Origin of the sequence: Glycomyces sp. MUSA5-2 (genome assembly GCF_037034145.1) — a bacterium.
In the GTDB taxonomy this organism is placed as follows: domain Bacteria; phylum Actinomycetota; class Actinomycetes; order Mycobacteriales; family Micromonosporaceae; genus Glycomyces; species Glycomyces artemisiae.
In genome coordinates this window covers 1-23,162 of sequence record NZ_JBAGKG010000003.1, presented here as the reverse complement: position 1 = coordinate 23,162, position 23,162 = coordinate 1, and the positions used below count along the sequence as shown (strand labels likewise).

The following is a 23,162-nucleotide window of genomic DNA, read 5'->3' as shown; positions in this document are numbered from 1 at the left end:
AGGACCCCTCTCATGGTCGAATTCTCACGCCGCGCACTCCTCGGTGCCGCAGGGGCGACGGCCGCGGCCGCGGCCGTCGGCTCCACCGCCGCCTGCTCCGGCAACGCCGGCGGCGCGACCGGCGGCGACTACGACATGCCGACGTACCAGCCCGCCCCCGAGCTCGATGTGGAGCCGTACTACGCGACCGAGACGCCCGGGATGCTGGACGTCTACACCGAGTACCCGAAGACCTACTTCAAGTCCGTCGACCGCGAGCCGGGCTCGGGCGGCAAGGTCACCTGCTTCCAGCTGACCTGGGGCGACCCCTCGAAGCCCCTTGATGAGAACCCGTACTGGCAGGAGCTCAACGAGCGCATCGGCGCCAGCTACGAGCCGCAGTTCGTGCCGCAGCCGGTGTTCTACGAGAAGTTCGCGACGATGCTCGCCTCCGGCGAGGTCCCGGACCTGGTGTTCATGGACGACCAGAAGGCCGTCAGCCTGCAGGGCATCCGCGACGGGGCCTTCGCGGACCTGTCGGAGGTCTTCTCGGGCGACAACATCCTGAAGTGGCCCAACCTGGCCGCGCGCAAGGAGGAGATCTGGAAGGCCAGCCTCAAGGACGGCCGGATCTACCAGGTGCCGTCCGTCGGCGCGGCGCTGACGAACATCCCCACGATGCGCACCGACCTGGTCGACCAGACCTCGATCGGCCGCGCCCCCAAGGACGCCGACGAGCTCTTCACGATGCTCAAAGAGGTCTCCGCCCTCGGCTCGGGCCCCGGCGGCCAGCAGGTGTACGGCCTCAACAGGTACGACCCCTTCCCCGGGACCGCGGCGGTGTTCCACCGCCTGTTCAAGGTCGGCCCCGAATGGCAGCTCGACGGCAACGGCGACCTGGTGCACCTGATCCAGACCGAGAACTACAAGGCCATGCTCGAATGGCTCGCCCGCGCCTGGGCCGAGGGGATCTTCGACCCGGTCTCCATGACCCCCACCGCGACCGACATCGTCTCCGGCGCCGCGATCCGCTACGACGCGGTCTGGGGCGCCACCAGCGCGACCGGGCTCCCCCAGTGGGAGGCCGACCTGCCGGGCGCGACGTACGACTTCTTCGACATGCCCGGCTTCGACGGCTCCGCCCAGCTCGCGGTGCGGAACATCCCCTACGGCAAGTCGACCTGCGTGTCCGCCGCGGTCGCCGAGGACGAGGACCGGCTCACCGAGGTCCTCAACGTGCTCGACTACTTCTGCGCGCCGTTCGGCTCCGAGGAGAGCCTGTTCCTCAACTCGGGGCAGGAAGGCCGCCACTTCGACTTCGACGAGCACGGCATCCCGATTCCCAACCCGGAGTACGCGACCGAGCTGGGCGTCCAGTACGTCGGCGTCCCGGGCGACAGCGGCGGGTACCAGGTGCACCCGAACGCGCTCCCGTGGGTCGACTCCTTCGTGTCCGCCATGGAGTCGCTCGCCCAGAACTCGATCGACCGGCCCCTGACCGGTCTGGAGAGCGCGTCGCAGACCTTCATCACGAAGGGCGCCCAGCTCAAGCAGTCGTGGACCGACTTCGAGAACGGGGTCATCACCGGCCGCGAGAGCATCGACGGCCTCCAGTCCTTCGTGGACAACTACATGGCCCAGGGCGGCACCCAGGTCAGGGACGAGTACGCCCAGGCGCTCAAGGACGCGTCCGAGTGAGCGTGAACATCGCAGCACGCCCCGAGGCCCGCACCCAGCGGGCCTCGGGCCCCGCCTCGTCCCGGAAGCCGAAGACCTCACTGCGCCAGCGGATCTGGCGCGAGCGCTGGGCCTACACGTTCATCGTCCCTGGCGCGCTGTTCTTCCTGGTCTTCGCGTACGTGCCCATGCTGGGCAACGTGATCGCGTTCCAGCAGTATTCGCCGTTCCGGGGGTTCGCGGGCTCGCCGTTCGTGGGCTTCGCGAACTTCACCGTGCTGTTCGAGGACCCGGCGGTCCTGAACGCGCTGGAGAACACCCTCATCATCGCGGTGCTCCAGCTGCTGTTCGCGTTCCCTGCGCCGATCGCCCTTGCGCTGCTGTTGAACTCGCTCCTGTCGGACCGCGTCAAGCGCATGGTCCAGACCGTGGTCTACCTGCCGTACTTCCTGTCCTGGGTCATCGTCATCTCGGTGTGGCAGCAGGTCCTCGGCGGCGGCGGCCTGGTCGCGGGACTCCTCGACGGCTGGGGCGTCTCCGGGTTCGACGCGATGACGAACGCGGACACCTTCAAGCTCCTCGTCGTCGCGCAGGTCGTCTGGAAGGACTGCGGGTGGGGCACGATCATCTTCTTCGCCGCCATCGCGGGCATTCCGAACGACCGCTATGAAGCGGCGGCGATCGACGGCGCCACCCCGTGGCAGCGCACCTGGCACATCACGCTCCCGGCCCTCGTCCCGGTCGCGACGCTCCTGCTCATCCTGAACATCGGGTCGATCCTCACGGTCGGCTTCGAACAACTGCTGCTCCAGCAGCCCATGGTCGGCGCTGAGGCGTCCGAAGTGCTCGACACGTTCGTGTACTTCCGCGGCGTCCTCGGCGGCCAGTGGGGCATCGCCACCGCCGCCGGACTCCTCAAGGGGGTCATCGGCACCATCCTCGTCCTGGCGGCCAACCGGTTCGCTAAGCGCCTCGGCGGAGAGGGGATCTTCTGATGACGACCATCGCCAAGGGGCGCAAGACCATCCCGCCGTGGATGAGCCCGCCGTCGGTCGGGGTGAGGGCCGTCAAGGGCCTCGTGATCGCGCTGATCGTGATCACCATGATCTACCCGCTGGTGTACGTGATCGCGATGAGCTTCGCCGCGCCGTCGCAGGCCCGCGCAGGCGTGGTCTTCCCGACCGAGTTCTCCCTCGACGCCTACCGCGCGATCTTCAACGGCGGCACCGTCACTCAAGGTCTCCAGAACTCGCTGTTCATCACCGTCGTGGGCACGCTGCTCTCCCTCGCCGCCACCTCGATGCTGGCCTGGGGCCTGGTGCGAACCCGCCAAGTCCCGGGGGCGAAGTTCGTCCTGGTGATGATCCTCGCGACCATGTTCTTCTCCGCGGGCATCATCCCGAACTTCATGCTCGTCAAGTACCTCGGCCTCCTGGACTCCACCTGGTCCCTGATCGTTCCCGGCCTCATCTCGGCCTTCAACATGATCGTCATCAGGAACTTCTTCCAGGGCCTCCCAGAGGAACTGATCGAGGCGGCGAGGATCGACGGCGCAGGCGAATGGAGGATCTTCCTGCGGATCGTGCTGCCGCTGTCGAAGCCGGTGCTCGCGGTCATGGGCCTGTTCTACGCGGTCGGCTACTGGAACACCTACTTCAACGCGCTGCTCTACATCAACGACTCGGAGAAGTGGCCCATCCAAGTGGTCCTCCAGCAGTACGTGCTCGCGGGCGTGCAGATCCCCGGCGCGATCGTCTCGCCCGACCAGCCCCCGCCCCCGGGCGTCACGCTCCAGATGGCGGTCATCGTCCTGGCGACCGTCCCCATCCTGGTGGTCTACCCGTTCCTCCAGCGCTACTTCACTTCAGGCGTCCTCACCGGAGCCATCAAAGGCTGAACGGCGACACACGATAGGGCCGAGCGCATTCGCGCTCGGCCCTCTCGCATTCCACCGCGTCAGACCCGGATCAGACGCCAGCGCTGCGGCACGGAGTTCTTGTTCGGCCACTGGATCACGACGTCCCCGTCGGCCTCCTTGTTGCCGTTGTCGAGCAGCATGCCGGAGCGTTCGCAGGTGAGCGTGACCGCGCCGCCGCCCACGTCGGCGATCTTCCAGCGCTGCGCGGCCGTGCCGTTCTCGGCTCTCTGCCGGACCTGCCCGCCTTCGGTCGTGGAGTCGGCGTTGTCGAGGGCCTTGCCGGAGTGCTCGCAGATGAGTTTGTGGTACCCGCCGCCGACGTCGGTGATCTTCCAGCGCTGCTGGGTGCCGGTGCTCTCCGCCCACTGGATCACCGGCTTCCCGTCGACCGTGGACCGGCCGTTCTCCAGGAACTTCCCTGAGCGCTCGCACATCAGGAGGTAGGTGGCGCCGGAGGCGACCGCCGGGGTGGACCGCATGTGCGCGAGCGTGCCCCAGCCGAGGGCGTCGAAGCCGCCCGAGTTGCCGCCGTAGTCCCCGCCGCCGCCTTCTGGACGGGCGAGGGCGGCCATGCGCGCGGTGTAGGGCATCCGCAGGCCCTTCCTGACGCTGTAGTGGTTGTAGACCAGCTCCCACACCGGCCGGATCTGGCCGCGACCGCCCGCGGAGACAACGGTGTGCTCGACGCCGTCGCAGTTGCGGTAGGTCGAGAACGGCACGTCGTAGCCGAGGTTGTAGCGGGCGACGTACTCGGACGCCTTCGCGAAGGCGCTGTCGCGGGCCGAGTACAGGTCGATGCCCTGGTTCCAGGCCATCTCCATGAAGGCGCCCATGAGGCCGATGCCCATGATGGAGTGGGCCTGGTCGCGGCCGGACTCCTGCCATTGGGCGAGGTCGCCGTGGACGAAGGGGATCGCGTTGTCGACGGCCCCGGCGCCGACGCCGTTCCAGAAGTAGTCCACCGCCTCGTCGACCTGGGACTGGTCGTCGCGCAGGATGCCGATCGCGAGGATCGAGACCATGTTGCACAGGTCCCAGTTCGCCCAGTAGTGGGTGTCGCAGGTGCCGTTGTGCCGCACCAGGAAGTCGCTGTTGAGCGGGTAGAAGACGTCGTTCATCATGCCCTGGAACCGGGCCAGGTCGAACCCCGGGTAGCCGCGGAGGAGCTCGCCGGCGACGGCGAACTGGTACCCGTAGATGCCCGACGCGAGGCGCGATTCCGAAGGGCCGGTGTGGATCGACTCCAGGGTCTGCGACCACGCGTTGCAGATGTCGCGCGCGGTGTCGCCGTTCGCGGCGGTGCCCGCGATCTTCCAGCGCAGCGCGTTCTGGTAGGCCGCGTGGACGTCGTTGTACAGCACCCAGTAGTTCTCCGGCGTGTCGGTGCTGCCGCGCACGACCTGGGCGAGCGGCTTGGGCTCCCAGGTGCTCTGCGAGTGGCCGTTGGCGACCAGCTTGTCCCAGCCCTGCTTCCAGGGCGCGGACCCGGCGTCGACCTTGGCCTTCATGCGGTCGAAGTCGGCTTGGACGTGGAGGGTGCCCGGGTGGCCGAACGCGAGCGCGTCGGCCTGCTCCTGCTGCTGGGCCTGTGCGACGGCGATGCCGCCGGTTCCGGTGGCGGCCAGGGCGCTCGCGGCGACGGCGCCCTTGAAGAGGTTCCGTCGCTTGAAGCGGGCGCTGCCGGTGCGGTTGTCGGTCATGGTGCTCCTTCGGCTTCGGTGGCGAGGGGGTGGGGAGGGAACGCGGACCGCGAGCGGATAACGTTATCCCTCATATACGAAGATAAGGTTATCATCGAGGCATGTCAATATCTATGCCTAGCGGTTTTCTGATCGCCTCTGAACGCCACCAGCATCAAGACCCACAAGGACCAAGGCCCGGCGATCCTGCATCGTGGGTTCGGGTCTCGACAAAACCGACGGCGCGACCTAAGTTAGAAATCGTTATCTCTCAGACCTGGCAAGGATTCCGCATGACCGACCGCATCCCCGGGCTGTTCGCGATGGACCCCGTCTACCTTCCGAAGCTGTTCCCCGAGCCGTACCTGCGCCGCCTCCGCTCGGTCCTCGACATCGACCCCGACTACGTCGCACGCGACTTCACCGACGATCGGGCGGCCGCCGCGCTGGCCGAGGCGGAAGTGGTCGTCACGGGCTGGGGCGCGCCCCGGCTCGATCCCCCGGTGCTCGCCGCGGCGGGCAAGCTGCGCGCCGTGCTCCACGCCGCGGGCAGCGCCCAGTGGGTCGACCGCGCCGTCTACGAGCGCGGCATCGCCGTCGTCTCCGCGCAGCAGGCCAACGCCGTCCCCGTCGCCGAGTACACGCTCGGGATGATCCTCTTGGCGGGCAAGGACATCTTCGGCCTGCGCGACCGGTTCCGCGCAGAGCGCGGCTTCGTGATCGGCGAGGACCATGGCACGACCGGCAACTTCGGGCGCACGGTCGGCCTGATCGGGGCCTCGCGGATCGGGCGCCGCGTCATCGAGCTGCTGCGCTCCTTCGACTTCGAGGTGCTGCTGAGCGATCCGCACGTCGATGCGGAGGAGGCCGCCCGCCTCGGCGTGCGGCTGGTCGACCTCGACTCGCTCATGGCGTGGTCCGACATCGTCTCGGTCCACGCCCCCGACCTGCCCGAGACGCGGCGGCTCGTCGACGCGAAGCGGCTGGCGGCGATGAAGGACGGCGCGGTGCTGGTGAACACCGCGCGCGGCTCGCTCGTGGACACCGACGCGCTCGTCGCCGAGCTGGCGGCCGGGCGGGTCTCGGCGATCCTCGACGTCACCGACCCCGAGCCGCTGCCCACAGACTCGCCGCTGTTCGACCTGCCGAACCTGTTCCTGACGCCGCATGTGGCGGGGTCGCAGGGGAACGAGCTCGCCCGCATGGGGCGCTTCATCGTCGAGGAGGCCGAGCGGCTGGCCGCCGGCGAGCCGCTGCTGCACGCCGTCGACCCCGGGCTGCTGTCGATCCAGGCCTGACACCGCACCGCCCCGCCGCGCGGTCAGCGTGGCGGGGCGGGCGGCCGAAACGGTCGGTGATCAGGCGAGGTCGCCGTAGAGCTCGACTTCGGCGAGGTTGCCGCTCCAGGCTCCCGCGTTGTAGATGCGGAGGTACCGGTAGTGGTCGTCGCCGGTGGCGGTCCGCTGGATCCACTTGTCCGCGGCAGCGCCGGTGAGCGCCGCGGTCAGGTCGGTCCAGGTGGTCCCGTCGTCCGAGCCCTGCACGATCGTGCCGTTGGCCCGCGTCGGATGCGAGGCCCGCGGCAGGAAGTACGCCTCGTCGAGGTGCGCTTCGGTTCCCGCGCCGAAGTCGATCGTGTAGTAGGAGCCGGTGCCGGTGTTGAGGTCGCCGTAGGTGGCGCCGTCATGGTCGAAGAGCAGGTAGCCGACCTGGTCGGCGGGTAGGCCGTTGCCGGGCCACTGCTTGTCGGAGGCGAGGACCGTGGCGAGATTCGCGACGTCGATCAATCGGTCGCCGTCGCCGCCGACGAACAGGCTCGCGCCTTCGGTGGCGCCGTAGAGGGTCGGCCCGGCCTCGCCGTCGTCGGTGTAGTCGACGGCGAGGGTGACCGTGCCCGGTTCGACGCCGTCGAGGGCGACCGAGGCGAGCCAGTTGACGCCGTCCTCCGATGTCGCAGAGGCTTCGATGCCCATCACGTTCACCGTGACGGCGTCGACCGGTTCCCTCGTGGTGACCGCGACGTTCACGGTGTCGCCGTTCGAGACCTTCCCGGCGATCGCGTCGTCGGAGGCGATCGTGGCCGACGCGATCCGGTTGCCGATCTCGTGGCGCTCGCCGTAGATGTGGAACTCGGTCATCTCGAACACGGTGCTGATGTGCCCGTACAGGACTTCCGGCAGCTGTTCGATCATCTGGACCTTGACGTACCGGAACTGGTCGTCCCGGAGTTCCGGACTCACTTCGAGGGTGTTGAAGTCCTGCGTGTACTGCGTGGCCCCCGGGGTGAGCCGGGTCCAGTTCACACCGTCGTTCGAGCCGTACACCGTCGAGTTGGCGAGCCGGTCTTCGAAGATGTTGCTCTGGAAGCCGAACTCCCTGGCCGAGACCCGGAAGTCGGCGCCGAAGTCGAATGTGTGCGACATGTTGACGGCCAAGGGATAGCCGAGGCCGGTCTGGTTGTCGCCGTCCACGAGGGTCCCCGCGTACTGCTTCGCGGTGGACGAGTGGAGGAGGTCCGGGAAGTCGAGGCTGCCGTCCGCATCGGTCTTCGGCGAGATCAGGCGGAGGCCGTCGAACGCGGCGACCATGCCAGCCAAGGCGGTCGCGAACTCCGCGTCGGTGCCGTCGTCGAGCGCCGCTTCGGCCGCGTCTCGCGCGGCGGTGAAAGCGGCCTCGGTCGCGGACTCGTATCCGTCCTCGGGTTCGAAGTCCTCCTCTGCCAGGGCCAGCGCCCCTTCGCGGTCGGCGGCGGCGTCGAGGACGATCGTGCGCGCGACGGCGCTCGTGCCGTCGTCGGCGGCGACGGTGACCGTCCCCGAGTCCTCGCCGGTCCAGGTGAGCTGCCCGGTGGCGGTGTCGAATGCGGCGCCGTCGGGGAGTCCGGCGGCGCTGTAGGCGATGCCGTCGGCTCCGGTGGCGGCGAGGTCGAGGGCGAGGTCGGCGCCGTCCCAGCCGACGACGCGGTCGGCGGCGTCCTCGGGGAAGGCGAGCGGGTCGAGTTCGGCCGCGGCGTTGGTGTTGATGTGGTCGATGTCGACCGCGCCGCCTTCGGCCGCGATGAACAGGATGTTGTCCATGGGCCCGTCGGTCGTGACGTAGCGCCATTCGCCGCCGGTGTCCGGAATCGTCACCGGGTACACCTGGTCGATGGACTGGCCGTTCCGCTGGGTGCGGAGGTTGAGCACGGCGTCGTCCTCGGTGCGGACGAGGAAGCCCAGTTCGGGTTGGTTGGTGGCGCCGCTGAGGTAGGCGATCTCCGAGCCGTCGGCCATGCTCACGTAGCCGTCGCCGGCCTCGACGTCACCGGACAGGTGCGTGTAGCGCTGCTCGACTTCGAGGACGGTCGGGTCGCCCGGCGGGGTCGCCGCCTCCCCCGCCGCCTCGGCGGGCGCGAACAGCCACGAGTCGCCGCCGCCGTCGTGCCCCTCCCAGCCGATCCTGGGGCGCTTGGCGTAGGCCTCGGCGAAGTAGGGCGCGATCTCCTCGACGTCGAGGCCGCGCTCGAACTTGTAGTGGTAGTAGAACTCCCAGAAGCTCGCGGTCGCGTACCGGCCGCGGTAGCCGTCCGCGATGTGGTCGTAGGTGTCGCGGATCGTGCCGTCCGGCGAGATCGCGTACGCGACGGGGGTCCACTCGGTGTCGTAGCCGAGCATGAACTGCCAGAAGTAGTCGGCGGCCTTGAGGAGGCGGTCGTCGAGGAACTCGTAGGGGCCCACCGCGTCGTCGGCGGTCGAGACCGTGCCGTCGACCGGGTCGACCTCGGTGCCCTGGGACATCAGCATGCGCGACAGGGCCGCGAAGTTCGTGAGGTTGCCGCCGCCGTGGGCCTGGTCGCGGCCCATCTCGACGAGCTGCACGTGCGGGTCGTCGATCGGCTCACCGGTCTTGTCGTTCGTGTCCACCCAGCGGGCCAGCCGTGCGACGGAGCCGTTGAAGCCCTCGTCCTTGGCGGACTCGTTGACGGTGAACCACTCGACCTTCTCCTCGTACAGGTCCTTGTCGTCCATGAAGATCGCCCCGGCCATGGAGCCCAGCAGCGGGTAGTTGTGCTGGTTCATGAAGCGGTCCGGCGAGGACATGAACGTCGCGATGGCCGGCTCGATGAGGTTGTCGGTCAGCGCCTGCGTGTCGGTCTCGGTCCAGGGGTAGGCCTCGTCGTCGCCGCAGTCGGTGTAGCGCAGCAGCTCGGCGGCGGAGGCCATGCGGAAGAGCGGCACGCCGGTGTAGATGTGCGAGTCCGCGTGGTACTCGTACTTCGCGGGGTCCATCTGCGCCCAGTTGCGGAGGATGTCCTGCGCGTTCTTGCGGTGGACCTCCTTCCCGGTGAGCACGTACATGACCGCCTGGGCGTAGGCCTTCTCGCCGTCGGCGACGAACATGCCCTTGGTCCCCGCGTTGAACGCGGTCGTGCGCGGCTTGGTCGGGTCGGACCCGGCGTTGGACGGGCGCACGTTCTCGCCCCCGGAGGCGGACGCCTGGAGATCCGCGAACCCGGAGGCCCAGGGCTCGGCTCCGACCGCGAGCTGGGTGCGCACGTTCTCGATGATCGGCTCGGTGAGCCCGATGCCGGGATGGCTGAACCCGGATTCGCTTGTCGTGGCGTTGATCTGGACGTCGCAGGTGGCGGCCGCCTGTACGGGGGCGGCGCCGGGGGCGACGAGTTGGACGAGTCCTATGGAGAGCAGCATCGCCGCCATGAGCGCTGCGGCGCGCCGTGGCAGGGCGCGTCGGCGGCGGGAGGCGGCCGTGGGGGGTTGCATGAGCGGGACTACTCCGTTCGAGAGATCGTTTTCCATCGAGGGATAACGATATCCCAATCCTACGATCAGAGCAAGGCAATCGGTGGGCCGCGGCCGTCATGGCACGCGTTTTCAGGAAAACGATATCGGAGTCTTGCTTCCTGTTCCTGGCACCATTAGCATCAATCGATGGATAACGATATCCTCACACCCCGGCACGCCGCCCCTGTCCCCCTTCTGCGCGTGCCGGACGACGGAAGGAACCTGCGATGAAGCAGACCCAGTCCAGAGGACGGCCCTGGCCGACCGCGGCGGCGGCAGTGCTGGCGCTCGCGGCGGGCATGCTGGCGGCGTCCCCGCCCGCGGCGGCCGCCGAACCCCCCGACCTGATCACCGAGAATGTGGTCGCGATCAACGAGACGGTGAGCGACGCCGGGTTCGTCCACCCCGGCGTCGGCCTCTCGGCCGACGACCTGCGGACCACGCAGGAGATGGTCCGCTCGGGCCAGGAGCCGTGGGCGTCCTATTTCGACGCAATGACCAAGACCGGCTTCGCGTCCACGACCTGGCGGGCCTCGAACGCCCTGTCGGCGGCCGAACCCGACAAGGCGAAGACCGAGACCTTCGTCGACGCCGGGATGCGTGGCCGGGAGACCAACGACTCCTTCGGCGCCCTCACTCAGGCGCTCATGTGGGTCAACACCGGCGACGAGGTGTACCGCAGGAACGCGATCCAGGCGCTGCGCGTCTGGGCCGACATGGACCCCGAGGGGTACACGTACTTCCCCGACGCGCACATCCACACCGGGCACCCGCTGTACCAGTTCCTCATGGCCGCCGAGATCATCCGCGCCACGGACCCTATCGAGGACGACTCCCCCGGCGAGTACGGCGGCTACGACGTGGTCTGGTCCGAACAGGACGACGAGCGCTTGCTCGCGAACTTCGCGAACCCCGTGGTGGAGACGTTCCTGTACTCCAACCACACCTGGATGAACCAGCACAACTTCGGCCTGTTCGGGCGCATCGCGACCGCGATCTACTCGGACGACCCCGAGGGCTACGCCACGGGCGTGGAGTGGTTCACCGTCAACGAGGGCGACGACGCGTACGACAACGGCTCGATGGCCGAGCAGATGCCGCTCATCGGGGCCGACGACCCGATCAACCCCTACGGGTACGACTTCGTGCAGGTCCGCGAGATGGGCCGCGATCAGGCCCACGGCGAGTGCAACATCGACAACTTCGCCGGGCTGGCGCGGATGCTCGAAGTGCAGGGCACGAAGGTCGATCCGACCGCCGGGACCGTCTCCACGGCCTCGGATGCGGTGTCCGCGTACGACTTCCTCGACCAGCGGCTCCTCCAGGGGGCCGAGCAGTTCTACAAGTACATGCAGGGCGGCTGGATGCCGTGGGTCGACGAGCGCGGGGACGACTGGTTCGGCACCGTCTCGCAGTCGTACCGGGGCCGCATCTTCAACACGATCTCGGTCGCGGAGCTGTACTACGAGTACGGGATCGAGCGCGGCGTCGACGTCGAGGCCGAAGCGCCGTGGCTCGCCCAGCTGGCGTCCCGGATGGACGGTCCGCTCTACACCCGCGGCTCCTCGGCGGCGAACTTCTGGGGACCGGGCGACAAGAACCCCGAGTACTGGGTCGCGTTCCCCGAGGAGCTGGCCGGGACGGAGCCGCCGCCCCAGCGCGAGGACCCCGCGTGGCGCTTCGACAAGGCCGGGATCATGCTCGACGACCGGACCGAGCTCGTCACCGAGGACGGTGCGACGTTCGCGCGAGCGAGCCTCAGCGAGGAGGGCACGACCAGTGCCATGAGCCGCTTGGAGTTCCCCCAGGGGGCCGTGTTCGGCCTGCGGTACCGCAGCGACGGCCCCGCGCACTTGGACGTGCTCCGCAACCCCGGGCCCTCGGGGCTCAACCCGAATGAGGCGCCCGAGAGCGTCCTGGCTGCGCAGGACCTCCCCGACACCGGGGGAGAGTGGCGCTACGTCGCCTACCCGATGTCCGGAAACCCGATCAACTACTTCAGGCTCACCGGGGCCGACGGCACCACCGTGGACATGGACCGGGTGATCGTCACGGGCGCCCAGGACCTGACGCCGCCGCAGTTCCCGCAGGCCGACGGGACCCTCTACCTCGCCGCGAACATGGAGCGGACGCTCGACGTCAAGGCGGTCGACACCGGCGGGGACGTCGTGTACTCGGCTGACGGCCTGCCCGAAGGCGCCTCGTTCGACACCGCGACCGGCGACCTCACCTGGACGCCCGGCGACGCCGACCGGGGCCGCCACGAAGTGCGGATCTTCGCCGACGACGGCGAGACCACCGCTTCCCGGACCTTCGAACTCGTCGTCGCGGCCAACCGGCCCAAGACGATCGACGCCCTGCTGGCCGACGTGTACGACCCCAACGCCGTGTACGAGACCGCCAGCGCCGCGCAGTTCGACGCGGCGCTGCATTCGGCCAAGGAGGCGTCCGAGTCGGGCACGGACGAGGAGTTCCTGGCCGCGCTCGATGCGCTTCGCGATGCGGCCGAGGCGAACCGGCTCCTCAACCCGCGTCTGGAGGACGGCGGGCTCGACATCTCCGGCGGCGTCGTCACGCCGCACGACGTCACCGCCGCCCAGGTCGACACCATCGTCGGCCCCGGCCACACCGGTAACATCCTGCACACCTCCTTCGTGCTCGACTTCGGGACGCGCTTCCGGGTCGCCGCAGAGGAGTTCGCGTTCCAGGGCCCGTACGCGTTCGCGATGCGCTCGGCCGGGACGAACGTGTACGGCTCGAACGACGGGATCGAATGGGACCTGCTGTCGGAGCGGCCCACCGCCGAGGTCAACAGCTGGGAGCACATCCCGGTCGTCGAGGAGCACCGCGGGGAGGAGTACCGCTTCCTCAAGCTCCAGGTCGACGAGCCCGCACTGCCGAACGACCCGGCCTACCCGGGCATCTGGATCGTCGACGAGTTCCACATCATGGGCGAGCGCACCGAGCTGCCCGGCGCGATCGACACCGCGTCCCTCACCTCTCCTGGCGCGCTGCGGGAGCGGGTGACCTCGGGTGACACCGCCGAACTCGCGTTCACCAGCGACGAGGCGATCTCCGACGTGGCGGTCGAGATCGGCGGCCACGAGGTCGAGGCGGTCAGCGAGGACGGCCTGTCCTGGACGGCCGCGATCGAGCTCGGCGAGGACGAGCCGGTGGGCGACGTGCCGTTCAGCATCGACTACAGCATCGGCGGCGAAGCCGCGCCGGCGGTGCTCGGGACGACGGACTTCAGCCGCCTGTACTTCTCCGATGAGCGCGACATGGTCGATCCGGCGGTGTTCGCCGAAGTCGTGGACGACGGCGGCGCGCCCGACGCCGCGAGGGAGGCGCAGGCCGCGCTCATGCTCGACGGCAGTGCGAACTCCGTCGGCGCGCTGAGCGGGACCACCGGCGAGTACCACATCACCTGGGACTTCGGCGAGGGCCGCGGGCTCGCGCTCGACCGCGTCGACTTCCTGATCAACCAGGACACCAGGTACCCGGGCCTCATCGACACCATGGTCTTCCAGGGCTCCAACGACCTTGAGCACTGGACGACCCTGACGGAGCCGGCGTTCCGCGGGTACGACTGGCAGAACCTCGAGTCCGGGGACGAGACCCCGTACCGGTACCTGCGGCTGCGCAACCGGTACGCCGTCTCGGTCGCGGAGTTCAGAATCTTCGGCGACGTCAGCGGGGACCTCGACACCGTGCTGGCGCAGGCCGACGCCGTCGACCTGTCGCAGTACAGCCGGGGTTCGCGGATCCTCTTCCCGCGCGAGGTGGCGGCGGTCCGCGAGGCCGCCGAGGAGCCGGGCGCCGACGAGGACGCGCTCGCGCGGCGGCTCATCGACGCCTGGGGCCTCCTGGACCCCCTGGTGACCGAGGCGCCGGCCGCGCTCGACCCGGACTGGGTCACCGCGAGCACGGTGAGCTGGGACGACAAGCTCGACGCCGCCGACAACGGCTGGCGGATGTTCGACGGGGACACCGGCACCTGGACCGACACCACGACGAAGTCGTGCACGAACACCGTGGTCCCGGACGACGGGACCGGGTTCGAGGTGGTCGGCGTCAGGTACTTCCCGAAGGACGCCGCGGTGAACCGCGCGACGAACATGTCGATCGACGGCTCCACCGACGGAGGCGCCACCTGGACCGCGTTCGCGAACACCGGGACGCCGGTGCGCGGATGGAACACGATCGACCTGGCCGAACCCGTGGACTTCGGGGCGCTGCGCATCAGCGGAGGCAACGGCTACTGCAATGTGGCCGAACTCCAGTTCATCGTCGCGGTCGTCGACAAGTCGGGGCTCGCCGTGCTGCTGGACGACGCTGCCGCGCTGCACGAGTCCGACTGGACGGCGGAGACCTGGGCCGCCCTGGTCGCCGCTCGGGACGCCGCGGCGGCGGCCTCGGACGATCAAGGCGCCGCGCAGGAGGAGGTGGACGATGCGGCGGCGGCCCTCGCCGACGCGCTCGCGGGCCTGATCCAGGCATAGCGCCCGAGCAGGCGCTACCGCGCACACGATCGCCCGGGTCCCTTTGGGGCCCGGGCGATCGCTTCCCTCATCTATCTGCTCAGACGATGGTCCATTGTTGGTTGGTGCCGTTGGTGCAGGCCCACAGCTGGACGCGCGAGCCGTTGGCCGTGGCCGCGCCCGAGACGTCCAGGCACGTGCCCGTCGCGGTGTTCCGCAAGGTCCCGTTAGAGCCCAGCACCCATTTCTGGTTCGCGCCGCCGTGGCACGACCAGATCACCGCGGCCGTCCCGTTCGCACTAGAGGACCCCGAGGCGTCCAGGCATTTGCGCGAGGACCCCGAGTACACCGACAGCTCCCCGTTCGCGAACGTCCACTGCTGGTTCGCACCCGACCAGCAGTCATAGATCTGCAACTGCGTCCCGTTCGTCGTCGACTGGTTCGGCACATCCAGACAACGCCCCGAACCCACACCACGAACCTGACCAGCGTCCTCACCACCACCGGGCGTACCGCTGTTCAGCGCGTTGAGCACCGAGGTGTACGCCTGCTTCTTCTGGTAGTTGTCGTCGAAGAGGAGCGGGTCGTCATTGCGCCAGGAGTACTTGTCGGTGACGCCCCAGACGGTGATGCCGGTGCAGCGCGCGACGGCCATGCACGCCTGGGTGACGGTCCCGAACGTGGCCGCCTGGGCCGAGCCGGAGCCGCCGACGTCGAGCTCCGTGATCTCCACAGCCACGCCGAGGTCGGCGAAGCGCTGGAGGTTGGACTGGTAGCTGCTCAGGTTGTCGCCCGCGCTGAGGTGGCTCTGGAAGCCGACGCAGTCGATGGGGACGCCGCGGGCCTTGAAGTCGCGCACCATGTTGTAGATCGCGGTGCTCTTGGAGTTGATCCCGTCGGTGCCGTAGTCGTTGTAGCAGAGCCGGGCGTTCGGGTCGGCGGCGTCGGCGGCGCGGAACGCCTCTTCAATCCAGCCGTTCCCCAACTGCTGCTGGAGGTTCGACTGGCGGCGCGAGCCGTCCCACTCGAACGCCTCGTTGACGACGTCCCACGCGAAGACCTTGCCCTCGTAGTGGTTCGCGACGCCGGTGATGTGGTTGACCATGGCGTTGCGCAGGTTGTTCCCGGTGAGGCCCTGGACCCAGCCCGGCTGCTGCGCGTGCCAGACGAGGGTGTGGCCGCGGACCTTCATCCCGCGGGCCTGGGCCCAGCTGACGATCTGGTCGCCGCCGGAGAAGGTGAACTGGCCCGGGTTGGGCTCGGTGGCGTCCCACTTCATGGCGTTCTCGGCGACCACCGAGTTGAACTCGGTCCCGAGGGTGTTGGCGTAGCCGGACTCGCTGAGGCGGTTGCCGGCGACGGCGGCGCCGAAGTAGCGGCCGGACTCGGCGGCCGAGGCGCCGAGCGTGCTCGCGGCCTGCGCGGGCGCGGCCGACAGCACGAGCGCGGTGGTGGCGCCCAGGCTCGCGACCGCGAGCGCGGCGAGCGCCGACCAGGCGCGGCGCCGTCGGCTCGTTGGACTGTTTCTCATGGCGATGGTGCTCCCTGTGGCTCAGGTACTCCGCAGGCGGCGCGTCCGGGGATGCCGGGGCACCGGGTGCGCGCGGCTCCGGAGTCGTCGAAAGTTTTCGGAGAAGTTCCGAAACTTACGTGATTCGAACTATAGACATGAGTCGATATCTAGTCAAGGGCCGCTCAGGGCGGCCGGGCCGACTTCGTTGACATCGATCTATTTACATATCGCGAAGCCGCTGGCTATCCTGTGTGCACCGTCAACGTTCGGAGCCGACTTCGAAACATTCGAGTTCCGTTGCGGTTGTTAACGATAACCACGCAAGACCCGAGCAGAGAGGCATCCCATGAGACTGCCGACCCGATGGCGACCCCGGCTCGCCATGCTGGCGCTGACACTGGTCGCGGCGCTCGCCGCGGCGACACTGAGTGTGGCAGCGGACCCCGCGCCCGCCCCGGCATCGGCCGCGCCCCTGCCCACCACGTTCCGCTGGACCTCGACCGGAGCGCTGGTCGCCCCGCAGCAGACCGCGCCGGGACGGACCCTCGTCTCGGTCAAGGACCCGTCGGTCGTGCAGGTCGACGGAAAGTACCACGTGTACGCCACCACCGCCGACTCCAACGGCGGCTGGTCCCTCACCTACTTCGGCGGCTTCACCGACTGGAGCCAGGCGGGCCAGGCGCCGCAGTACCACCTGTCCCGCACCCCGATCGGCGGCGGCTACCGCGCCGCGCCTCAGGTGTTCTACTTCGAACCCGACGACCAGTGGTACCTGCTGTACCAGACCGGACTGCCGTCGTTCTCGACCCTTACCGACCCTGGGCAGCCGCAGAGCGCCTCGGCGCCGCGGAACTTCATGAGCAACCACGGGATCGCCGACGCCGGCTCGTCGTACATCCTGGACTACTGGATCGCCTGCGACGAGGTGAACTGCTACCTGTACTTCAACAACGACAAGCAGAAGTTCTACCGGGCGCAGACGACCGTGGCGGAGTTCCCGAACGGCTTCGGCGACGTCGAGCTGTTCATGGAGGCCCCGAACCAGAGCCTGTTCGAGGCCACCAACGTCTACAAGGTCGGCGACAGCGGCCAGTACCTGCTCGTGGTCGAGGGCATCGGCTCGGGCGGCGTCCGCTACTTCCGGTCGTGGACCTCGAACCAGCTCGACGCGAACTTCGGGGAGTGGACCCCGCTGGCCGACACCCAGTCCAACCCCTTCGCCGGCGCCGCCAACGTCACGTTCCCGGGCGGGGCGTGGACGAGCGACATCAGCCACGGCGAGATGGTCCGCACCGACGGGAACCAGACCATGGAGATCAACCCGTGCAGCATGCAGTACCTGTACCAGGGCAGGAACCCGAACTCGGGCGGCGAGTACTCGCAGCTCCCCTACCGGCTCGGGCTGCTCACCAACACGAACCCGACGCCCGACTGCGGCTCGCCCGGCGGCGGCAGTGACTCCGGTCAGGTGCGTGGTGTGGGTTCGGGTCGGTGTTTGGATGTGCCGAACCAGTCGACGACGAACGGGACGCAGTTGCAGATCTACGACTGCTGGTCGGGTGCGAACCAGCAGTGGACGTTCGCGAACGGGGAGCTGTCGGTCTACACCGGGTCCTCGCGCAAGTGCCTGGACGCCTCCGGGTCCTCTAGCGCGAACGGGACGGCCGCGGTGATCTGGTCGTGCCACGGCGGCGCGAACCAGAAATGGGTCCTGGGCTCCAACGGCACGCTGAGGAACACCGCCACGGGCACGTGCCTGGACGTCTCGGGCGCAGCCACCGCCAACGCGACCCGGGTCCAGTTGTGGGCCTGCCACACCGGCACCAACCAACAATGGACCATCACTTAGGAATCGGCGGCCGGGGCCTCGCGAGCTTCCGGCCGCTCGAAGCACTCAAACGGAGACAGGGCCGGTCGAGTCGCGAACGGTCAGGGTCGTCGCGAGTTGCAGGTGCCGGGACGCGGGCCGCACGCCCTGGGCCATGCCGAGCACGGTCTCCACGGCCATCCGGCCCATGCCAGCGAGCGGCTGCTCCACCGAGGTGAGTCCGGGCGTGGCCCATTCGGCGAGCGGGGTGCCGTCGAACCCGGTGACCGACAGGTCGCGGGGCACGTCGACGCCCCGCTCCCTCGCCGCGGCGAGCACGCCGATGGCGATCTCGTCGTTCCCCGCGACGACGGCGGTCGGCGGCCGGTCGAGGGCGAGCAGGCGGCCGCCGTGCCGGAACCCGGCCTCGACGGTGAACGCGTCGTGGCAGATCAGCGCCGGGTCGGCAACAAGGTTCGCGGCGTCGAGCGCGGCCCGGTACCCCTGGAACCGCTCCGCGGACGGCGCCGAGTGCAGCGGCCCGCCGACCCACGCGATGTCCGTGTGCCCGAAGCGGATCACATGCTCGGTCACGGTGCGGCCCCCGGCCCAGTTCGCGGAGCCGATGGTGACCGCGCGGGGATCGGCGATCCCGAGCGGGTCGATGGCGACGACCGGCAGCCCCTGATCGCGCGCCGCGGCGAGCACCGCTCCGGGCAGCGGCACGGCGAGCTCGATGAGCCCGACCGCCCCGGCCGCCCGCTGCTCGGCCACCCACACCTCCGCGGGCGCGCCCGGAGGCAGGCTGAGCCGCAGGTCCGCCTCCAGTTCCGTTGCGGCGGCGAGCATCTCCTGCATGAGGGTGCCCGCATACGGAGACGCCAGGAAGTCGAGCACGACGGTCAGCGCCTGCCGCCCTCCCCGGTCGCGCCGCGGCGCGGCCCGGTAGCCGGTCTCGGCGACCACGGAGAGCACGCGTTCGCGCGTCGCAGCGGAGACATCGGAACGACTATTGAGGACCTTCGAAACGGTCGACGGCGAGACGCCGGCCCTCGCCGCAACGTCGTTCAGGGTGACCTTCCCGCGACGGGACTGCCGATTCATGAGCACTCCCTCACGTTCGAAACGTTTCGAGCTTAACATCGAAACTTTCGAACGGAACACACGCCTCTTGCCGAAGCCTCGGCCGATGGTGACGCTCCCCGGGGACTACTTGCGGCCGTAAAGAGTGAGGAATGCGTCCACCGCGGCGGCGGCGACCTCGCGCATCTCCTTGACCGGGAGGCGGCGGGTGCCCCAGCGGGCGCGGGCTTCGAGGGGGCCGGTGAGGAGGGCGCTCAGGTGCTCGACGGCGGCGTCGGGGTCGGTGACGCCGAGACGGCCCGCGAGCGCGAGGCGGGCGAGGCGGTCGGCGAGGGCGCGCTGGACGCGCTCGGCGGCCCGGACCTGGACGATCTCCAGGAGGTCGGGCAGGTGCGCGAGCTCGGCGTAGAGGAGGCGGCGCAGCGCCCAGGAGTCCTCGTCGCAGTAGCACTGGATGAGGCGCAGGCCGACGTCTTCGAGGACCGGGCGCAGGTCGCCGCCGGTGTCGACGAGGCGTTCGACGGCGGCGAGGTTCTTGGCGGTGGCCTGCTCGGCGCTGGCGGCGATGGCCTCGCGCAGCAGGGTCTCCTTGTCGCCGAAGTGGTTGTAGACGGTGGCCTTGGCGACTCCGGCGGCCGCGGCGACCTCGTCGACGCCCGTCTGGGCGTAGCCGCGGGCCGCGAACTCCGCGAACGCCGCCGCGAGGATCGCCTGCCGCTTGTCCATCCGCCCCCGCGGGGCCTTCGTCGCCGCACCCATCGGGCCAGCGTAGCCGAGAGGGCCGGTTCTGGACTCGCGGGTCCAGTTCTGCGTCCCCGTGAGTATGCAATACTTTCGAGGTCATGTTTTTAGACTCATCAGTCTAGTTTTGATCGGAGCCGTCTTGTCCTCGAATGAAAGCGACCGCCTCGACGCGGCGCTGCTGCGCCAGGTCGGGGTGATCCTCCTCGGCGGCGTGCTCGGCCTGCTGAGCAGCACGATGGTCGCGGTGGGCCTGGACCTGCTGGCGGCCGAGTTCGACGCCTCGCTGGCCGTCATGGGCTGGGCGTCGACCGGGTTCCTCCTCGCCGTCACCGTCGCCATCCCCTTCACCACCTGGGCCGTCGACCGCTTCGGTGGGCGCCGCATGTGGCTCGCGGGACTCATCCTGTTCGCCGCGGCCTCCCTCGGCGCCGGGCTCGCCTGGGACGCGGGCAGTCTCATCGCCTTCCGCGTCGTCCAGGGCTTCGGCGCGGGCATCCTCGACCCGCTCGTGCTCATCCTGCTCGCGCGCGCCGCGGGCCCGGCCCGCGCCGGACGTGTCATGGGCCTGATGGGCGTCGTCCTGTCGCTCGGGCCCGTCGTCGGCCCGGTCTTCGGCGGCGCCGTCCTGGAGCGCCTCGACTGGCCGTGGATGTTCCACCTGGGCATCGCCATCGCCGCCGTCGTCTTCGCGCTGTCCCTGCGCGTGCTCCCCGCCGACCCGCCCCGCGACGCGGCCCGGGCGCTCCCCCGCCTCGACGTCATCGGCCTCGCGCTCATCGGGCCCGGCGTCGCGGCCCTCGTGCTCGCGGCCTCCCAGGCCGCCGAGCACCATGCGTTCATCGCCTGGCAGACGCTCCTCCCGCTCGCCGCGGGTGCGGTCCTCCTCGCCGTCTACGCGGTCCGGGCGCTGCGGTCCGGCGCCGAGCCGCTCATCGACCTGCGGCTGTTCGCCAGCCGCGGCTTCAGCGGCAGCGTCGCCATCATGGGCATGACCGGCGTCGTCATGTACGCGAGCCTCGTCGGCCTGCCGCTGTACTACCAGGACGTGCACGCCTCCGGGGTGCTCACCGCCGGACTCCTCGTGGCGCCCTTCGGCATCGGCGGCACCATCTCGATGCCGCTCGCGGGCTGGATCTCCGACCGCATCGGCAGCCGCAGCCTCGCCCGCGCCGGCGCCGTCGTGCTCCTGGCGTGCGCGCTGGCCCTGACGCGGCTCGACGCAGACACGCCCATCGCGTGGCCCGTCGCGGCGACCCTCGTCATGGGCCTCGCCAGCGGCTTCGTCAGCGCCCCGGTCATGGGCTCGCTGTACCGGACCCTGCCCGCATCGCAAGTGACCCAAGGCAGCTCGGTCCTCTATACGCTCAACCAGCTCGGCGGCTCCATCGGCATCGCCGTCGTCGCCCTCATCTTGGAGACCGCCGCCGATCCCGTGCGCGGCTTCCAGGGCATGTACTGGTTCCTCACCGCGACCCTCGCGACGGTCCTCGCCGCCACGTGGCTCCTCCCCGGCCGCACCGACATCCCCGCACCCGCCGCCGAAACCGCAAGGAGCGCAGCATGAAGCACCTCGTCATCACCGGAGGCACCGACGGCATCGGCGCCGCCCTGGCCCGACAGCGGCTCGCACTGGGCGACGCGGTCACCGTGATCGGCCGCGACGAGGCCAAAGGCGCGGCGCTCGCCGCCCTCGGCGCGCGCTTCATCCCCGCCGACCTCAGCCTGGTGGCGGAGCACCGCCGCGTGACCGACCTGCTCGCGTCCCGCCCGATCGACGCGCTCGTGTTCTGCGCCAGGTACTTCCGCTCGCACCGGCACGAGACGCCCGACGGCTTCGAGGCGTGCTTCGCACTCGAATACCTCAGCCGCTTCCAGCTGAGCCACGGCCTGCTCGACGCCTTGGAGGCCGCGCCCGCTCCGGTCGTCGTGAACGTCTCCGGGCCCGGCGCGCCCAAGCCCGAGATCCGCTGGGACGACCTCGCCTTCCGCCGCGGCTACTCGGGTATGGAGGCCCAGTTCCACGCCGGGCGCGCCAACGACCTCCTCGGCCTCGCCTTCGCCGCCGAGCACCCCGCCGCCCGCACCCGCTACACCCTGGTCAACCCCGGCGGCGTCGCCTCCAGCTTCGCGGGCGAATACGACCCCGCCACCGCCGCCATGATCGAGCACATGAAACGCACCGCCCGCCCGGTCGCCGCCGCCGTGCCACCGCTGTCGGCACTCATCGACGACCCGCCCGCCGAACCGTTGACCGCCTGGGCGAACGGCCGCCCCGTCGATCCCCGCACCACGCCCCGCGACGACGAGGCGGCCGCCCGCCTCCACCGCCTCACCGAGCGGCTCCTGCGCGCCGCCGCGGTCGAGTAGTCGGAGGGTGCTCAGTGGACCGAGGCGGCGTTCAGCGGGGGCGGGGCGGTGCCGTGGACTCGCGCCACACGACCTTCTGAAGGCCGGTCTCGCGTTCGGGGGCCTCTTCGCCCCGGACCGCGGCGACGAGGCGGCGCATCGAGTAGGCGCCGAGGCGCCGCCGGTCCTGGAACACCGTGGTCAGGGACGGGATGAAGAGGGCGCTCAGCGGCGCGTCGTCCCAGCCGGTCACGCTCACGTCGCCGGGGACGGACCAGCCGCGCTCGACCGCGCCGCGGACCGCGCCCGCCGCGAGGGTGTCATTCGCGGCGATGATCGCGAGCGGCGGGGCGTCGCCGGGCAGCGCGAGCACGCATTCCTTTGCGGCCGTGCCGTTCCAGTCGGTCGCCGCGACGCCCAGGGACTCCAGCCCGAGCCGGTCGACCGTCGCGAGGTAGGCGTCGCGGCGCGCGACCGCCGAAGGGTAGCTGGCTGGTCCCGCGAGGTGCAGGAAGCGCCGGTGGCCGAGTCCGGCGAGGCGCTCCATCATCTCCACCACCGGCTGCGCGTCGCTGAACGCGCCCGTCGCGTGCATTTCCGCGTCGAACTCGGAGAGGACGAGGAACGCGGTGGCCGGTTCCCCGGCCGCCTTCCGGGGCGCGGGCACCGGCGAGAACGAGAGGACCCCTTCGTACTCGGCGGAGTCGAGGAGCGCGTCGATCCCGTCGTCGGGGAGGCTGACGATCTCGACGGCGTACCCGGCGTCGCGCGCGGTGCTCACGGCGCCTTCCAGGACGTGGGCGAGGTTCAGACCGGTGTAAGGGATGACGACCGCGAGCCGCCCGGTGCGGTGGGTGCGCATGGAGCGGGCGGCGAGGTTGGGGCGGTAGCCGAGCTCGGCGGCGGCTTCGAGGACCCGCTCCCGGGTCGCGGACGAGATGCCGCTGCGCCCGGTGAACACGAGCGAGACGGTCGTCTGCGAGACCCCCGCGAGCCGTGCGACGTCGTGGCCGGTCGGCCGTTTCGCCATGCCTGCGTCCTCCATCGTGAGAATTCCACGCGACGATCTTGACCCCGCGGGTTGGGCGTGCCCATACTACCTACTACGTTTTAGTAATACGTAGTAGACGACATGAGGGACCATGCTCAGAGTA

General features: G+C 69.8%; 14 protein-coding genes. 8 read left to right on the top strand and 6 right to left on the bottom strand.

Translation table 11 applies throughout. The features are described 5' to 3' along the window. The first annotated feature begins 12 nt into the window (after positions 1-12). From WA640_RS10365 to WA640_RS10355, 3 genes are read left to right on the top strand one after another with little or no spacing between them, the layout of a single operon-like run. A complete protein-coding gene (locus WA640_RS10365) occupies positions 13-1,677 on the top strand; it encodes a hypothetical protein (RefSeq protein WP_335987575.1) in 1,665 nt (554 codons plus the stop codon). Further along, positions 1,674-2,651: an ABC transporter permease gene (locus WA640_RS10360; RefSeq protein ID WP_335987574.1), complete on the top strand. Its 978-nt coding sequence runs from the start codon at positions 1,674-1,676 to the stop codon at positions 2,649-2,651. The genes WA640_RS10365 and WA640_RS10360 overlap by 4 nt, the downstream gene beginning before the upstream one ends. Beyond that, positions 2,651-3,553, top strand: a complete 903-nt coding sequence (locus WA640_RS10355; protein ID WP_335987573.1) for a carbohydrate ABC transporter permease — start codon at positions 2,651-2,653, stop codon at positions 3,551-3,553. Before WA640_RS10360 ends, WA640_RS10355 begins: the two co-directional genes overlap by 1 nt. Positions 3,554-3,612: 59 nt before the next feature. Here WA640_RS10355 and WA640_RS10350 read toward each other — a convergent pair whose 3' ends face one another. Beyond that, positions 3,613-5,274 carry an RICIN domain-containing protein gene (locus tag WA640_RS10350; RefSeq protein WP_335987572.1) on the bottom strand — a complete coding sequence of 554 codons (1,662 nt, stop codon included), beginning with the start codon at positions 5,272-5,274 and terminating at the stop codon, positions 3,613-3,615. A 272-nt stretch (positions 5,275-5,546) separates the two neighbouring features. On the opposite strand from WA640_RS10350, the gene WA640_RS10345 reads away from it, so the two are divergent. Next, a complete protein-coding gene (locus tag WA640_RS10345; protein WP_335987571.1) occupies positions 5,547-6,551 on the top strand; it encodes a hydroxyacid dehydrogenase in 1,005 nt (334 codons plus the stop codon). Positions 6,552-6,611: 60 nt separating this feature from the next. Here the strand turns inward: WA640_RS10345 and WA640_RS10340 are convergent, their stop codons facing one another. Continuing rightward, on the bottom strand, positions 6,612-10,013 hold the full coding sequence (locus tag WA640_RS10340; protein WP_335987570.1) for a hypothetical protein: 3,402 nt from the start codon (positions 10,011-10,013) through the stop codon (positions 6,612-6,614). Positions 10,014-10,261: 248 nt separating this feature from the next. Here WA640_RS10340 and WA640_RS10335 point away from each other — a divergent pair, with 248 nt between their 5' ends. Then, the gene (locus WA640_RS10335) at positions 10,262-14,536 is read left to right on the top strand and encodes a putative Ig domain-containing protein (RefSeq protein WP_335987569.1); all 4,275 of its coding nucleotides are present in this window, start codon (positions 10,262-10,264) and stop codon (positions 14,534-14,536) included. A gap of 79 nt (positions 14,537-14,615) precedes the next feature. Here the strand turns inward: WA640_RS10335 and WA640_RS10330 are convergent, their stop codons facing one another. After that, positions 14,616-16,046 (bottom strand): endo-1,4-beta-xylanase, encoded by a 1,431-nt coding sequence (locus WA640_RS10330; RefSeq protein WP_335987568.1) that lies wholly within the window; start codon positions 16,044-16,046, stop codon positions 14,616-14,618. 328 nt (positions 16,047-16,374) lie between these two features. Between WA640_RS10330 and WA640_RS10325 the strand changes: the two genes are divergently transcribed. Beyond that, positions 16,375-17,877 carry a non-reducing end alpha-L-arabinofuranosidase family hydrolase gene (locus tag WA640_RS10325; RefSeq protein WP_335987567.1) on the top strand — a complete coding sequence of 501 codons (1,503 nt, stop codon included), beginning with the start codon at positions 16,375-16,377 and terminating at the stop codon, positions 17,875-17,877. A gap of 45 nt (positions 17,878-17,922) precedes the next feature. Here WA640_RS10325 and WA640_RS10320 read toward each other — a convergent pair whose 3' ends face one another. Together WA640_RS10320 and WA640_RS10315 are read right to left on the bottom strand one after the other, a co-directional pair. Continuing rightward, positions 17,923-18,939 (bottom strand): LacI family DNA-binding transcriptional regulator, encoded by a 1,017-nt coding sequence (locus tag WA640_RS10320; protein ID WP_335987566.1) that lies wholly within the window; start codon positions 18,937-18,939, stop codon positions 17,923-17,925. Between the two features lie 105 nt (positions 18,940-19,044). Continuing rightward, positions 19,045-19,677: a TetR/AcrR family transcriptional regulator C-terminal domain-containing protein gene (locus tag WA640_RS10315; protein WP_335987565.1), complete on the bottom strand. Its 633-nt coding sequence runs from the start codon at positions 19,675-19,677 to the stop codon at positions 19,045-19,047. A gap of 124 nt (positions 19,678-19,801) precedes the next feature. Between WA640_RS10315 and WA640_RS10310 the strand changes: the two genes are divergently transcribed. Then, complete coding sequence (locus WA640_RS10310) at positions 19,802-21,226, top strand: DHA2 family efflux MFS transporter permease subunit (protein ID WP_335987564.1); 1,425 nt, start codon at positions 19,802-19,804, stop codon at positions 21,224-21,226. Next, a complete protein-coding gene (locus WA640_RS10305; RefSeq protein ID WP_335987563.1) occupies positions 21,223-22,029 on the top strand; it encodes an SDR family NAD(P)-dependent oxidoreductase in 807 nt (268 codons plus the stop codon). The genes WA640_RS10310 and WA640_RS10305 overlap by 4 nt, the downstream gene beginning before the upstream one ends. Before the next feature lie 31 nt (positions 22,030-22,060). Here WA640_RS10305 and WA640_RS10300 read toward each other — a convergent pair whose 3' ends face one another. Continuing rightward, positions 22,061-23,038 carry a LacI family DNA-binding transcriptional regulator gene (locus WA640_RS10300; RefSeq protein ID WP_335987562.1) on the bottom strand — a complete coding sequence of 326 codons (978 nt, stop codon included), beginning with the start codon at positions 23,036-23,038 and terminating at the stop codon, positions 22,061-22,063. Positions 23,039-23,162 lie beyond the last annotated feature (124 nt).